The sequence below is a fragment of the Microvirga sp. 2MCAF38 genome (assembly GCF_052115485.1).
Classification (GTDB): domain Bacteria; phylum Pseudomonadota; class Alphaproteobacteria; order Rhizobiales; family Beijerinckiaceae; genus Microvirga.
In genome coordinates this window covers 343,340-358,460 of record NZ_JBFRGU010000005.1, presented here as the reverse complement: position 1 = coordinate 358,460, position 15,121 = coordinate 343,340, and the positions used below count along the sequence as shown (strand labels likewise).

At 59.5% G+C, this 15,121-nt stretch carries 11 protein-coding genes; 6 read left to right on the top strand and 5 right to left on the bottom strand.

The genetic code is table 11. The features are described 5' to 3' along the window. The first annotated feature begins 145 nt into the window (after window positions 1–145). The 5 genes from AB4072_RS13315 (at window position 146) to AB4072_RS13295 (ending at window position 6,520) form a co-directional block, all read left to right on the top strand. Window positions 146–2,578, top strand: a complete 2,433-nt coding sequence (locus tag AB4072_RS13315; RefSeq protein ID WP_441968517.1) for a glycosyltransferase — start codon at window positions 146–148, stop codon at window positions 2,576–2,578. Window positions 2,579–2,643: 65 nt separating this feature from the next. After that, window positions 2,644–3,624 carry a glycosyltransferase family 2 protein gene (locus AB4072_RS13310; protein ID WP_441968515.1) on the top strand — a complete coding sequence of 327 codons (981 nt, stop codon included), beginning with the start codon at window positions 2,644–2,646 and terminating at the stop codon, window positions 3,622–3,624. A gap of 141 nt (window positions 3,625–3,765) precedes the next feature. Beyond that, on the top strand, window positions 3,766–4,635 hold the full coding sequence (locus tag AB4072_RS13305; protein WP_441968514.1) for a glycosyltransferase family 2 protein: 870 nt from the start codon (window positions 3,766–3,768) through the stop codon (window positions 4,633–4,635). Window positions 4,636–4,712: 77 nt separating this feature from the next. Further along, window positions 4,713–5,660: a GDP-L-fucose synthase gene (gene fcl, locus AB4072_RS13300; protein WP_441968512.1), complete on the top strand. Its 948-nt coding sequence runs from the start codon at window positions 4,713–4,715 to the stop codon at window positions 5,658–5,660. A 2-nt stretch (window positions 5,661–5,662) separates the two neighbouring features. Further along, window positions 5,663–6,520 carry a glycosyltransferase family 2 protein gene (locus AB4072_RS13295; protein ID WP_441968510.1) on the top strand — a complete coding sequence of 286 codons (858 nt, stop codon included), beginning with the start codon at window positions 5,663–5,665 and terminating at the stop codon, window positions 6,518–6,520. Here AB4072_RS13295 and AB4072_RS13290 read toward each other — a convergent pair. Next, complete coding sequence (locus AB4072_RS13290) at window positions 6,517–8,088, bottom strand: hypothetical protein (RefSeq protein ID WP_441968508.1); 1,572 nt, start codon at window positions 8,086–8,088, stop codon at window positions 6,517–6,519. The genes AB4072_RS13295 and AB4072_RS13290 overlap by 4 nt on opposite strands. Before the next feature lie 40 nt (window positions 8,089–8,128). Then, window positions 8,129–10,165, bottom strand: coding sequence for a hypothetical protein (locus AB4072_RS13285; protein WP_441968506.1), 2,037 nt, complete (start codon window positions 10,163–10,165; stop codon window positions 8,129–8,131). Window positions 10,166–10,581: 416 nt separating this feature from the next. On the opposite strand from AB4072_RS13285, the gene AB4072_RS13280 reads away from it, so the two are divergent. Continuing rightward, window positions 10,582–11,595, top strand: coding sequence for a DPM/DPG synthase family glycosyltransferase (locus AB4072_RS13280; RefSeq protein WP_441968504.1), 1,014 nt, complete (start codon window positions 10,582–10,584; stop codon window positions 11,593–11,595). 36 nt (window positions 11,596–11,631) lie between these two features. Here AB4072_RS13280 and AB4072_RS13275 read toward each other — a convergent pair whose 3' ends face one another. Genes AB4072_RS13275 through AB4072_RS13265 form a run of 3 tightly spaced genes read right to left on the bottom strand, consistent with a single transcriptional unit; the run spans window position 11,632 to window position 14,950 of the window. Next, the gene (locus AB4072_RS13275; protein WP_441968502.1) at window positions 11,632–12,531 is read right to left on the bottom strand and encodes a lysylphosphatidylglycerol synthase domain-containing protein; all 900 of its coding nucleotides are present in this window, start codon (window positions 12,529–12,531) and stop codon (window positions 11,632–11,634) included. A gap of 23 nt (window positions 12,532–12,554) precedes the next feature. Further along, the gene (locus AB4072_RS13270) at window positions 12,555–13,814 is read right to left on the bottom strand and encodes a polysaccharide pyruvyl transferase family protein (protein ID WP_441968500.1); all 1,260 of its coding nucleotides are present in this window, start codon (window positions 13,812–13,814) and stop codon (window positions 12,555–12,557) included. After that, window positions 13,814–14,950, bottom strand: a complete 1,137-nt coding sequence (locus AB4072_RS13265; RefSeq protein WP_441968498.1) for a Coenzyme F420 hydrogenase/dehydrogenase, beta subunit C-terminal domain — start codon at window positions 14,948–14,950, stop codon at window positions 13,814–13,816. Before AB4072_RS13265 ends, AB4072_RS13270 begins: the two co-directional genes overlap by 1 nt. Window positions 14,951–15,121 lie beyond the last annotated feature (171 nt).

The window sequence follows — 15,121 nt, the reverse complement described above, 5'->3', positions numbered from 1 at the left end:
TTTTCTTACCCCTTCCTTTCAAGACACCCCGGGGACGCAAACGCGATTCTCGGGGCCGCTTGTGAAACCGCAATCGGGAGTTCCTCCTCCCGAAGGTGGGTAAGCCGCCCCTTCTCGCCTGCGATGCATGGCCCGGAACCAAGAGATGTCCCGCTCCGCCACAGCCAATGGAAATCCTCTGAAAGTCGGCGTCGATCTCCGCCACATCACGCGCGGCGCCTCCGGCGGCGTCGCGCCCCAGATCACGGAGACTTTCCGGGCGCTGATCGCCTCGTGCCCGGACTGGCAGTTCCACATTTTCGGGACGATGTTCAACCAGGATCTCATCCCGGTATCGTCAGCCAACGTCACCCACTACACGCTGCCGCTCGACACCTATTATCCATCGCTTCAGGGCCTTCTCGACGCGGAGAACATCGATGTTCTCTATCGCCCTTTTCCCAACGGTGACGAGCTGACCTTCCCGCTGGCGCGACAGATCATCTTCATCCCCGATCTGCAGCACGAATTCTTCCCAGAATTCTTCGACGCGGAAACGCTGGGTTTGCGACGGACGCATTTCAACCGCCTCATCACCGGCTGCGGTGCCGTCGCCACGAATTCCGACCATGCGGCGTCGACCATTCGGGCGCGCTATCGCAACGCCTATGACGACATCTTTCTGATGCAGCCTGCCTCGCAGGTCGCAAAGATGGGTGACGAGTCCGAGGTTTCGCCGGCTTTCGCGGCCAGGATCGCGGCCTTCGAGCCGTTCTTTTTCTTTCCGGCCAATATCTGGCAGCACAAGAACCACGCGGTTCTCCTCGATGCGTTCCGCCTGTTCAAAGCGAACGACGCACGGGCCAAAGATTATTCCCTCCTCCTGACGGGCCACCCGAAGGGCTGGCAGGAGCTGGCGGCGGCCCATGCCTCCGAGGGCGTTCATCACCTCGGCTTCGTATCGCGTGCGGAGTTGGCACATCTCTACAGGCATGCGAAGGCGCTGACCTTCATGAGCCTGTTCGAAGGCTTCGGCATGCCCGTGCTCGAAGCCTTCGGGAACGATTGCCCGGTGATCTGCAGCAATACCACGAGCCTCCCGGAAGTGGTCGGTGACGCCGCGCTTCTGTGCGACCCGACCAGCACGGCCGAAATCGCCGCGCGAATGTCGAAGATCGCGTCCAATCCGGCTCGTGCTCAGGAACTGATCGAGAAGGGCCGCAAACGGATCGGTCTCTACACGTGGGAACGCGCCGCGCAGAATCTGAAGCAGGCCTTCGAGCGGGTGGCCGTGCGCCAAGCCGACGACAAGGCCGGGTCAACGGCTGTCGCGCGAAAGCCTCTCGATACCTCGATCAAGGTATCGATCGTAACGCCCTCCTATAATCAGGGGCGCTTTCTCAAGCGGACCATCGAGAGCGTTCTCAACCAGACCTATCCCAACATCGAGCTGATCGTCATGGACGGCGGCTCGAAGGACGAGTCGGTCGAGATCCTGAAATCCTACGGCGACCGGTTCCAATGGGTGTCCGAGAAGGACAAAGGCCAGACGGACGCGATCAACAAGGGATTGAAACGCGCCACGGGCCGGATTCTCGCCTATCTCAATTCCGACGACACGCTCGAACTCGACGCGGTCGAGACCATTGTGCGTTATTTCACCGAGAACCCTGATGTGGATCTCGTCTATGGCGATGCGCACTACATCGATGTCGATGACAATGTGACCGGCCGCTATCTCACGGCGGCCTATTCCTTCGATCGCCTGGTGCAGGATTGCTGCGTCTGCCAGCCGGCCACGTTCTGGCGTTCGTCCGTCGTCGAAAAGTTCGGCCTGTTCGACGATACGCTCGATTACACCATGGACTACGATTACTGGCTGCGTGTGGGGCGCGGCGGCGGCACTATCCGCCACTTGCCGGTTGTCCTGGCGAGCTCGCGACTTTATCCCGAGACCAAGACCATGTCCGCCCGTGGCCTGATCTATCGCGAGATCTTCATGATCTCCCAGAAGCATGCGGGCCGCGTCAGCAAGAGCTACGTTCAAGGCTATTGGAACCACCGGCTTTGGGAGCGCCACGACGCTTTCGCCAGAATCGCGCGTGGCATTCCCCATCTCGAAAAGACTTTCGTGGAGTACGATTCGGCCCGCCTCGGCGATCCGGCCTTTCCTCGTGCGAAGGCGGTCAAGCACGTCATTCGCAAGGCTGGAAGCCGTGTGAAGTGGAAGGTGCGGCGGCACGTCAAACGATTGTCCCGCTTTGTGCCGGCCTTCGGCCCGCTGACCACCGGCGTCACCGGCGTCTATGACGATAATTGGTTGACGAACCGGGTGCGACTGAGCCCCTCGCCGCTTCGCAACCAGCTGCTCATCCTGGAGGGTCGCGCGCCGCGCGACACGATTCTCAAGGTCAAGGCGGGGAAAAGGGTTGTCGCGGAATACAAGCTCGAAGCCGACACGATCGAGCGATTGGAAATTCCGGGCTCGGCGGAGGCGATGGAATTCACTTTCAGTTCCTACACGCCTGACAAGGCGCAGGGCCGGCGCCTTTCGTTCCACGTCAAGTTTACCAATTGCTTTTCGGAAGAAGAGGTGTGACCTCGCTCGCAAGTCGCGAGAGAGGTTTAACCTCGAACAGAGCCCTTCAGGAGGACGACGCGTCCATGTCCGAGATATCGCCCACGACCGTGATCGGCATCAGCGTCGTCGTTCCCTCGTTCAATCAAGGCCGCTTCATCGACGAGACGATCCGCAGCCTGCTCGACCAGAATTATCCGAACCTCGAAATCCTCGTCATGGACGGCGGTTCGACGGACGACACCATCGAGCGATTAAAAACCTATGGCGACAAGATCCGCTGGATCAGCGAGAAGGACGAAGGGCAGTCGGATGCCATCGTGAAGGGCTTCGCCCGCACGTCCAAGCCCTGGATTACCTGGCTCAACTCGGACGACGTGCAGTCGAACCGCGCGCTCTGGCGCGTGAATGAGGCCATCGCGGCCAATCCGAATGCGGAGGTCGTCATCGGCGGCGCGCATTATATGGATGCGGACGGCTCCAACGAGCGCCCCTACCCGACGATCGACGTGGGCCCCGGAATCGACGTGAAGAGAGAGATGTTCGAGAAGGGTTACGTGGCGCAGCCTTCCATCTTCTATACGCGTGCCCTCTATGAGCGCGTCGGCGGCCTGAACCGTTCGCTGAATTTCTGCATGGACTACGAATTGTGGACCCGCTTTGCCCTGTCGGACGCGGCCTTCGCCCGGGTCGACGCCGATATTTCCGGCAATCGCTGGTATGAGACCACCAAGACGGCGGCCCAAACCCTCGATCTCTATGCCGAGGTTTTGGCGACGCAGAAGCGGTTCTTCGGTAAAGTATCGCCTTATTACGTCCAGGCCGTCAGCGATCACCTCTACACCAAGTTTCATTCGCCCTTCTTCGGCGATCAGAAGCATCTTCTGGTGCGGTGGATTTATTTCAAGGCACTCTGGGTCGTCTTTAACGCACCGTCCCCCTGGTACTGCGGCATGGGGCTTTTTCGTTACACTCTAGCGAAATCGGGGCCGGCCATTGGCGACGCGATGACTTGCGGGGACTGGTATCGAGGCTTCAAATCATTCCTGCGCCAGCGTTTCATCTGACATAACGAATCATGTGACCGGTACGCAACTCTCTTGCAGGACGTGGGAAACGGGCTATGGTTCCGTCAGCTTCCGACACGGGACGCCGTTTGTTGTCTTTTCCGCTGACCTTCCGAGTCAGAGCGAGCCTTAGATCGTTTGATGCGTATTTCGGTTATCACGCCCAACCTGAACTGCCGCGATTTTCTCGCGCAGACCATGGATTCGGTTCTCGCCGCCGACCACGGCGATCTGGATTACATCGTTGTCGACGGCGGGTCTTCGGATGGGTCGCAAGACGCCATCGCGGCGCGGCGCAATCGGTTGAGCGGCGCGATCAGCGAGCCGGATAACGGTCTCTACGACGCCCTGAACAAGGGTTTTGCGCTCAGCACGGGCGAGATCATGGGCTGGATCAATGCGGGCGACACGTTGATGCCCGACAGCCTCAAAGTGATCGATGAGATTTTTTCGGCTCATCCGCAAATCGAGTGGATCACGAGCCGTGTCATCAGTTTCCTCGACGAACGTGGACGCCTCGTCGAGCAGAATATTCACTGGGGCATTTCCCGAAAGAGCTTCCTGATGGGCGAGCATTTGCCCGGGTTCTCGAAGGGCCGCTCCTTGAGCATGGTGCAACAGGAATCGACGTTCTGGCGGCGCTCTCTCTGGGACAAGGCCGGAGGCGGCCTCGACCTTTCCTATCGTTTGGCGGCCGATTTCGAGTTGTGGGCGCGGTTTTTCCAGCATGCCGAACTCTGGTCCATCTCCGCGCCGATCGGGGCCTTCCGCCGCCACGCCAATCAATTGAGCCGCGTCCATTGGAACAAGTACCTGAGCGAGGCATCCCAGGCCCTCGATCATTACGGGTCCCGGCCGCGCGGCGCCTACGCCCAGACCTTCTCCGTCGGCTTGCGCCGATCCCTGCCCCGCGGCCTGCGGCCTCTGGCACGTCGCCTGCGACTTCTGAGCCCCGCGCCCTTCTGCGAGTTCGACAACGAAAAGCAGGCTTGGAGCTTGTCACGGCATTGAGATAAGAGAGCACGCGCCTCGGTGACGAGGCCGCTTTCTGGTTTCTGAATGTTTGCTTTCAACGATGGACGACGGTGATGACCCTCAATCTCGATGGCAAGAAAATCTTCGTGACGGGTCACAACGGCATGGTCGGCTCGGCTATCGTCCGGCGCCTTGCGCAGGATAACATCCCGTCCCTCACCGCCGGCCGCAAAGATGTGGATCTGCGCGATCAGGCGAGCGTGCGCGCCTTCATGGAGCGCGAGCGCCCGGACGTGGTGATCATCGCTGCCGCCAAGGTCGGCGGCATTCATGCCAACAACACGCAGCCGGCCGATTTCATCTATGAAAACCTGATGATCGCTTCGAACCTCATCGAGGCTTCTCATCGTATGGATGTAGAGAAACTTCTCTTCCTCGGCTCGTCCTGCATCTATCCGCGCCTCGCGCCGCAACCCATCAACGAGGATTCGCTCCTCACCGGCCCGCTCGAACCCACGAACGAATGGTATGCGCTGGCGAAGATCTCCGGCATCAAGTTGTGCCAAGCCTACCGAAAGCAGCATGGGCGGGACTACATTTCCTGCCAGCCCACCAATCTTTACGGGCCCAACGACAATTTCAATCTCTCCACGTCGCATGTGCTGCCGGCGCTCTTGCGCAAGGCGCATGAGGCCAAGACTGCGAACGCGCCGAGCATGACCGTGTGGGGCACCGGCACGCCCTTGCGGGAATTCCTGCATGTGGACGACATGGCCGATGCCTGCGTCTATCTCTTGCGCCACTACAGCGGCGAGGTTCCGCTCAATGTGGGCTGGGGCGAGGATATCGCCATCGGTGACGTGGCTCGCCTGATCAAGGACACGGTCGGCTTCAAGGGCGATCTCGTGTTCGACACAACGAAGCCCGACGGTACTCCCCGCAAACTTCTCGACACAGGCCGCATCAATGCGCTCGGGTGGCGCCCGAAGATCGAATTGCGAGAGGGTCTCAAGGGCTATTACGAGTGGTTTCTGGCCCATCAGGCCGACTTCCGCGACTGATCATGGCCCGGCCGACGATCAGCGTCGTCATCCCCGTCCACAATCGCCCCGATGCTTTGCGCAAGGCGGTTCGATCCGCCTTGGACCAGACGCGGCCGCCGGATGAAATCGTCATCGTCGACGATGCTTCCGCCCTGCCGGTGACACATGAAGCGCTTTGTATCGACGATCCCCGCATTCGCATCGTTCGCCTCGACAAAAACCGGGGCGCAGCAGGGGCGCGCATGGTCGGCGTGGAGGAAGCGCGTTCGACCCTCATCGCCTTTCTCGATTCCGATGACGTCTTCCTGCCCGGAAAACTCGCGGCGCAGCAGGTTCTTCTGCCGGAGAACGACGATCTGACGGCGGTGAGCTGCGGATGGCAGGCAAACGACGAGAGCACCGGGAAAAGCTATACGCGTGTTCCCATGGAGAGTGCCGACCCGAGCGATTTTGCCAGCGGGTGCTGGTTCAGCCCGGGCGCGACGGTGCTTATTCCAAAGCGCGCTTTCGATATCGTCGGGCCGTTCGATCCGGCCCTCCGCCGGCTTGAAGATCTCGACTGGTTTTTGCGCTTCGCGCTCGCCGGCGGCAAGCTCCGTACCGCGCCTCTGATCGGCTGCATCATCGGCATCGGTCGACGGGCGAATCCGCGCAACGTGTTTCAATCCGCCGCGATCATCGAACAGAAATTCGCGGCGAACTCGAACCCAGGCGTTACGCCGCGACTCTTGCGTCGCTTACGCGCCTGGCTCCATGTGGAGCGTGCGGTCGCCTTGCGAAACGACGGCAAGCCGCTGGGCATGATCGCAGAACTGCTGCGATCCTTTGCGCTGGTTCCGAGAACGCGCCTTCATCTGCGCTCCTGGTGGAAAACCTAGCCCATCGCGGTTTCCCGCTTCAGATCCGTCAATGCCGCAAAGACGGCGATCACGAAAGCAGGAATCAGAATTCCGTAGTAGCGGAAAGTCACCATGGGATTGACGTAGGTCACGCCGATCAGGAGCGTGATGAAAGCCGTTCCCGACAGAAGGACCGCGAGACCGATGCGGCCCTCTCGTGAGGGAGAATTCCACGGCCAGCGAAACCACGGCACGAGAAGCGCCAGAGCGAAGACGATCATCGCCGGGCCATATCCCTCCATCAGGCGTGCAAAGTTATCCGGCAGATAGTGGAGCGACATGCGGGGTGCCGTGTCGAGCTTCAGGGAGGGATACAAATCGGGCAGCATTTTCAGCCAGAAATCTCCGCGCTTGGCGCCTTCCCAATAAAGATTTCGCGTCGACATGAAGAATTGGCCGAACACCAGTTTGGTGTAGAGCGGATAGGCGCTGAGCAGCACCGCCGCCGACGCACCGAAACAGGCCATTGTCGCGACGATGTTCTTCAGGTTTCGCGGACGCGTGTTCAACATCGCCACGAGAAAAATCGGACCGGCGAAGGCGACGTTTCTCTCGCTCACGATGATGGCGAAACCGGCCAGTGCTCCCAACAGGATCGCGCGGTGTTTCGTCAAGGCGGCGCCTTGCACCGCAATGGCCGTGAAGAATGTGAAAATCAGAAGAGACAGAATTTCCGGCCCAAAAACGAGCCCGACCAACCGTCGCGAACCGAGGATCGCATTCCGGTCCGCCATCCAGCCCGGCGTCTGGACGACGTAGAGAACAAACAAAAGCGCGAGGACAAGAGGAACGCCGAGATAGCCGAACCATCGTGCTCGACTCGTCGTTCCTAGAGCCTGATCATGTCTCTTTGAAACATGATCAGGCTCTAGGTTGTTTGATTCCGCATGATCCGGGCGAACAACCGGTTTCCACTTGTGCTGATCATGCTCTAGCAAGGTCAGCACCGCGCGGGACGCGAGCATGAACGACGCCGGCAACAAGATGACGAGATGAAAGCCGAGAAGGCTCAAGTTCAGATGATTGGCGAAGGCGACACCGAGATCGGGCGCGCTCACACGCAAAAGCCCCGCATTCGGCAGTAGGAAGAACGAGTAGCCCGGCGCATACTGGATGCCCTTCGTCGTACCCTCCAGGAGGTTCACGCTTTCCATGGCGTAGAACAGCTGATCCGACCCGGACCATACAAGCGCCGCCCAGGGCGTGTTGCGCAGTGCTATTTCCGTTTCCGACTGGAAGACATGGATTCCGAGGATCGTGAATGCCGCACCCGCAAGACAAGCGACGTAGAGAAGCCGCGTCGATCCATCGGCTCTCACCAAAAGCAGAACCAACCACAGTAAATACAGGAAGGAGACGAGCCCGATCGTTCCGGCCGCGCCGATCTTGAACAGCAGCACCAATGCGAAAACAATCGCATAACCTGCGAGCAACAGGGCAAAATCCCGCAGGTTGAATTTCCGCTCCGGGCTAAAGGTCGATTGAAGAATGCAATCGACAAGCAGCCAGACGAGCAATGCACCAAGAATCGAATAAACCGTCATCATTTGCGCACCCGCCGCCCGCCGTTGGTCATATCCCCCGCTCCTATGACCGCGCGGCCTGCGCCGGCTCGATAGCGAGCCATTCGAACATGATTCCGCGCTTCGTGTCGTCTCCGCTGCCCGCGACTGCGGCAATGGTACCGACGCGGAACTGCACGACGGCGTCGTTGCCGCTCTCGTCCGGTTGCAGGGCGACCGTGAGCGAAGGCTCTGAATAGCCGACCTCGAGTTTCCAAGCCCCGACCACGCGACCGTTGACGGCAATCTCGATCATCTGCCCCGGATGCGGATTGTAGAGCCGGCCCTTGATCTCGACGGATCCGCTTCTTGGCATCAATCCATGAAGCTCGGCCGGATTGGCGAGAACCCATGAGAGGGGCACGCCGGGTTGCTCCAGACTGAAACCCTTTCCGACGAAATATGCCGCCGCGGGAATGCCGAATTCGAACCGCGTGAAGGTTCGGCGATGGGTCTGGAGAGCGGTGACGAGCGCATAAAGCGGGAGTAGCGCAATCAACGCCACCAACGATATGCGCCAAACCTTCCGCTTGTCGTCGAGGCAGGCCGCGAGGCTGAAAATCGCCCCGAGGGTCGGAAGAACGAGGAGAATGATCTTCAGCTGCGTCAGAAGCTGCGGATTGGCTCGCGTCGCGGTGGTGGTGCGCGCGACGGCGTGGAAAAGCGATTGCCGCAAGAGGTCGAGCCAGGCGGCAGGGCTGAAGATGGCGCCGAACACCGCATCCATATAACCCCGCCCGCTGCTTCCGTGCTCGACGCCGAAAACATTGATCTGAGGCTTCAGAAAGGTTCCGGGAATCTTGTTGAAGCTCGACTGCGCGAAAATCGAGATGACGGCGAGAGCGATGAAAAAACCCATCGTCATCGCAACCGCACCCCGCGCCCAGGTCCCATCACGCCCCTGAAGGATCTCGATCTTCTCCGTGTTCGCGAAAACGGCGAACGCCACGAGCAGCGCGGGGAGAGCAGGAAGGAGGTAACGATACCCATAGCCGCTGGCCGTGGTCTGCCACATCAGAACGATCGCGAGAGGAAGCGCAATGCACCAGCAGAAGCTCAGGAACCAACCGGTCCACGGAAGCGGCCTCTGCCGGACATTGCGGAACCAGAGAAACAAAGCCGCGATGCCGGCGATGGGGAAGATCGGATAGGAATAAAGAAGGCCGAATTCGCTCGATAGCAAAAGGCTCGGAATGTTCTTGAGGAGTTGCGGCATGCGCAGTAACAAATCCGTCGTGGACACATCGCGGTGGCGGGCATTGGAGTAAAAATATTCGATCTTCGGCCACCACATGCCGAAATTGACGGCATAGAACAGCGAGACGAGAAGAAGCGACACACCGATGGCGAGATAGATCGATAGTGTCGTTCTAAGCGCCGCCTTGTTGAACATTCGGCCATCGCCCGTCAGATAGCGGCTCAACTGGATCAGCAAGGGCAGAGACAGATAACCCCAGTTCACCCACCGGATCATGATGATCAGGGTCGCGGACATCACGACGAGAAGCAGCAGGATGATGCGTCGATAAGAGCTGACCGGATCGTAGAGGCGACTGACGGCGTAGACGAACAAGGCAAGCGTGAAGAACTCGAACGCATGCCCCATCGTGAAGAAATTCGCCACGTACGGTAAAAGGCCGACGGAAAAGCAGATCAGCGCGACGAGGGCGGGGTGGAGCCAAGCCCGAAGCGCCCGCTGATACAGGGCGATCCCGAGAAGAAAGTAGAACAGCGCGGCGAATTCGATGCCGAAATACGACCAGGACCCGAGATATTGCGTGCGGTCCTGCAGGACCGGATGCCCCTGAATCCGGTCGATGATCGAAAAGGCGGCGACGAAGGGGCTGGCGACGATGCCGGGGCCGACAGGCTGCGTCGGTGACGTCCGCGCCGCGTTGATGTCGCCTCCGATCAGGAACGAAAGCTCATTCGAGTAATCGAGATCGAAATCGATCCCGATAGTAAAAGCATGAGAGATGTACGACGAGGGATCATGTTGATCGAATTGAGTGAAATTGAAAGTCGTATTAAGTGAAAAGGCTATGGCGAAAATATTCGCCAAAAATACGAGTACGTAAAAACGGACTGGATTTTTAGAAATAGTCGAACTGACGATTCGCTCTTGCATTGCCCCACCGCATCAATATCAAAAAAATCGCCGCGTTATTGGCAAAAAAGTCGTTGTTGGCTAAGCGATATCGGTGGGCTTTGGTATAACGGTAGGTCCTAAGCGTTGCAAGAAAATCCGGCGCCTTCGACTCTCTCCCACCACCCGCACGGGGCGGCGTACCGGCGGAAAGGGTTGACCCGTAGGGCTTCTGGGATTACGCGACTGTTAACAATGGAACATTGGGCCGCAGGCCGATGAACCAGCGAGTTCTTCGGCGGCGATGCCCGCGTTCCGATAATTACGGTCGCTCAACCAGCGACACCTTTTGCCTTTTCCTTATTCAATAAATTGCTGTCGGGGCCCAGATCGTGAAACTGATCATACAAATTCCCTGCTACAACGAAGCCGGAACTCTTGCCATCGCCCTGGCGGCGTTGCCCCGGCACGTGCCGGGCTTCGATGTGGTCGAATGGCTCGTGATCGATGACGGCAGCGTGGACGACACGGTCCGGATCGCGAAGGAAAACGGCGTCGACCACGTCGTCCGCCACACTCGCAACCAGGGTCTTGCGCGCGGGTTCATGACCGGCCTCGAGGCCTGCCTCGAGCGGGGCGCCGACGTCATCGTCAATACGGATGCCGACAACCAGTACAACGCCGCCGACATTCCTGCCCTCGTCGCGCCGATCCTCGAACGGCGCGCTGATATCGTCGTCGGCGCGCGCCCTATCGACACCATCGAGCACTTCTCGCCGGCCAAAAAACTTCTCCAAAAGCTCGGAAGCTGGGTCGTCCGTCTCGTCAGCCGCACCGAAATCCCGGACGCGCCGAGCGGTTTCCGCGCCATGAGCCGCGCGACCGCGCAACGTCTGATCGTGTTCAGCGATTATACCTATACACTTGAGACCATCATTCAGGCCGGACAGAAGAACATGGCCATCGTCTCGGTTCCTGTTCGCGTCAACGAAGATCTGCGTCCGTCGCGGCTGCTCAAGAGCATTCCGTCCTATATTCAACGGTCGATCATGACGATGATCCGGATCTTCGTGATCTATCGGCCGTTCCGCTTCTTCGGCACCCTGGGCAGCGTCATGTTCGCTCTGGGCGTCCTGCTCGGGCTGCGCTTTGTCTATTACTACCTTTTCGATCGCGGCGACGGACACATCCAATCCCTGATCCTCGCCTCGATCCTGTTGGGCATGGGTTTTCAGACCATTCTCGTCGCGTTCCTGGCCGATCTTCTGGCCGCCAACAGGAAGCTTCTGGAGGATATCCGCTTCACCCTCAAACGGACGCCCGGCTCCAGTGAGCCGGCTCCGAAGCATGATCGGGAGAAGAGGAAACCGGTTCCGCGCAAGGAATATGCGGAGTCAGAAGCCTAAAATCTGACCCGCGTTTCATCGAGGCGCGAACCGATTTTAGTCGGCCTGGGCTCGAGGTAAGGCGCTCCCTTGCGAAGATGTCGCCCACGCGTAGAAGCCGCACGCGAGATCGGCCACGATATAGATCAAGCGGTGACCGATGGTGATGAGAAGCGCGACCTGCGGCTCGACGAGGCCCGTCAGGCCGATGGTGAACATCACGTCTCGCACGCCAATCCCTGCCGGCGCGAAAATAGCCACGAAGCCGACCATGTAGCTCAGACTGAACAGCGAGATGGTAAAAGCCGGCGAGATATCGGCGTAGCCCGCGAAAAGCGCCACCACGGAAAGCCCGAGAAGGCACCACATCAGGACGAAAAGCGCCGCGACTTTCCAGACCAGCGCGCGGTTCTTCCAGAATGTTTCCAAGAGCTGCCCGACACGGCGACGCCACTTCAACACGACCGCCACGCCGGCAGCCGCAAGAATTGAAATAGCACCGACGATGACGACCCCGTTGCGGGTCAGAAATTCCAGCGCGAGATCGGCAAAGGAAGGCACCGCCCCGAGACCGACCAGAAATGCGGTTCCAAGCATCAGGCCGTTTTCCAGAATCATCACCTGGACGATCCGGGCCGAATCGACGCCGTGGCGGCGGTAGATTTCGTACCGGCCCACAAACTGCCAGATGGACCCCGGGATATATTTCCCAAGCTGCGAGACATTGTAGGCGTAAAGCGCGTCCCGAAAGCCAATGCTGGCGCCGACCGCCGTCAGAGTCAGGCGGACGATTTCGGCATAGACGGTCTTGCCGGCAACGATGAGTAGAAGAGCGGCAATGGGTTGCCAGAGCTTCAGCGCCTGCGCCAACTCGAGAACGGTTGCCCACCGCGTACCGACGAAATGGACGACGAAGCCGACGGCGAGCAGAACCCACGCGACACGCAACACCTTCATCGCGCGCTTTCGAAACGGTGCTTTCATCGGGCTGATGAACTCAAGACCGCGTGAATCGCATCGATCTGAATGGCGGACTTCGCTTTGACATGGGGAAGGCTGTCGGCAATCTTGCGCGAAATCCCGGAGCGGTTGGCGATCAGATCCGCGATGCGCGGAAAGGCGGCGTCGGCATCGAGGCGCGTGTAGTCGAAGACCCATTCCCCCATGCCGAAATCATGCATGACTTCCGCATATTTATGGCTCCAGCCGAAAACGACCGTCGGCTTCGCGAGAGCCAAAGCGCCCACCATGGCGTGAAAGCGGGAGACGATCATCACATCGCAAGCATCGATGACATGCTTGATGGAAACCGCGTCGATATCGTTTTCGATGACAACGCGCTCACCTTTCGAACCACGCGCCACAAGCTCCTCGACGAGGCGTCGGATGACAGGGATATCGTTGTTGCGCAAGCGCTCCGGATCGTCGGCCCGGGTCGCGTTCGGCACGAAGACCACACCATGGCCGGCGGCTTCGATCTTCTCGATCAGAGCGGCGAGGGCATCGATATAGGGTTGTCCCGCCTTGGCATAGACAACGGAGCTGGGGCAGATGCCGACGATGGTGCGGCCAGCGCTCTTCATGCGCTCGATCTTGGCAAGCGTCTCCGCGAGCCTCTGTGCGTCCGGCGTCACGAGCCGATCCTGATCGGCGAGAAGAAACGCCGCGTCGGCGGCGGGTGTGACATTCTCGAGGCCGAGGGACATGAGATGGGCGTGCGTCCGTGCGCCACGCGCATGGATGGCGGCACAACGCGGTAGAATGAGGCGCGCAGCAAGACGGTTGAGCCAGTTCTTGAACGGCCCCGATGCCTGCGACACCTTCACGACCGCCACATTCAGCATCATCGCGGGCAAGATCGTGAGAACGTTGAACGGCAGGAATTTCTCGCGCCCATCGATGAACGAAACCCCGGCGAGATCGACAAGGACCGAGCATTCGCTCAAGCGGCGCATATCCGCGCTCATGAGCGGAAACCGGCGCCGCCATGCGCGTGGCAGCAGCGCGCCCAGAAGCGCGCTCGGCAGGTGGGCGATAACGAGGCGAGCGGGTGTAGAGCTCACGATCTCCACGCCGGGCGCGCTCAGGATGCGCCTGTCAGCCCCAGGATAATAGCTGAAGATCACGAACTTCAGATCGGGATTGCGCTCGCGCAAGCGACCGATCACCGTCGAGAGCATGGCTTCCGCACCATGGTTTCCGGTGAGTGTGGCCGCGGTCAGACCGACGATTTGGCCCATCAGAGCGACTCCAGTCCTTTTTTGAAATACAGATAAGCCCTGATGAGAGGACGCGGCACACGAAAGATCTTGCCGGCGTGCGGACCTTCGCTGATCCGCATGTTGATAAGACCCAGGAAGGACGAAAAGGTCGACAGAGGCGATGCCTTGATGCCGAGCGTGTCCGGGATCTTCACGCCGATAAAACGGCCCGCCTTGGCGCGCGCCGAGATATTGTAATGCGTCGGGCCGATGCGCGTCTGACCGTCGAGAATCATCGAAACGGGGACATCTTCGGCAACAACCGTCGAGGCCCCGATGGCGGATTTCACAAGAGCCTCCGCCCGCTCGGAGCGCACCAGCACGCCGCTATGCTTGATGGGATGATCGCGGAGCCGGTAGAGCCAGACATCGCCGATGGAGATGTCGCTGGCGTAACCGAAATGGTCGATGCAGGCGAGGCATTTTCGCTCGGAATAGAAGCTCAAATTCCGGTAATCGCTGAAATACTTGAAGGGCTTTCGCAACACCGAGCCATCCGCGTAGATCGCTGACAAATGGCCGCGCCAATTGCCCGTGCGGAATTTGAATCCGACGAGATCCGAGCGTCCGGCCTCCTTGTTGAGTTTGCGCACCACACCGTCGATCAGCTCGCAGCGGGAATTGTGCCCGCACAAGAAAGCCACGCGCAACGCTACTCTCTCGGCAAGGAGAGGCTCTTTTTCTTCCCATCGCTTCAAATTCGAAATGTCGCAGGGCAGGCCGCAGACCGCAAAGCGGCCCTCGTTCTCCCGCAAAATCGGGAGGACATCGCGCAGGAATTTGGTCTCGACGTATTTGCTGCCGCGAGCCGCCAGCACCTCCTCACGAGTTCGCGCAAGAACGAATTGAGCGCGAACCGCGCCATCCTCGATCACCGTCTTGCAGACGATGGCTCCGTCGATGGCCCCGGTTTCCAGGGCGTGAATCAGCAATGCCGAGGTCGTTCCGCCGGAAGCGGCTTCCGCCCGGATCGAGGGATCGCTCGCATAGGTCAGCCACGCCGCGCGGGCATCCGCGCCAACCATGTTGGCGACATCTTCGGGCGACCATTTCTTTTTGGTGATTCGATCAACGATTTCACCGAATGACAGGCGAGACCTGTTTCGTTCAGACATTCTATTGATTTCTAACAATAATTTTTCAACCAAGACGCGCACGCCATGCCCGCCACGAATAAAGCCCGGGCAGACGGACACCCATGCGCAGGGCCTTTTAAAGCATAAATCGCCGATCAGGCAGCTCCTAACTGCCTCATTTCGACTTTTTGCAAGTTTTCATGGAGTTGC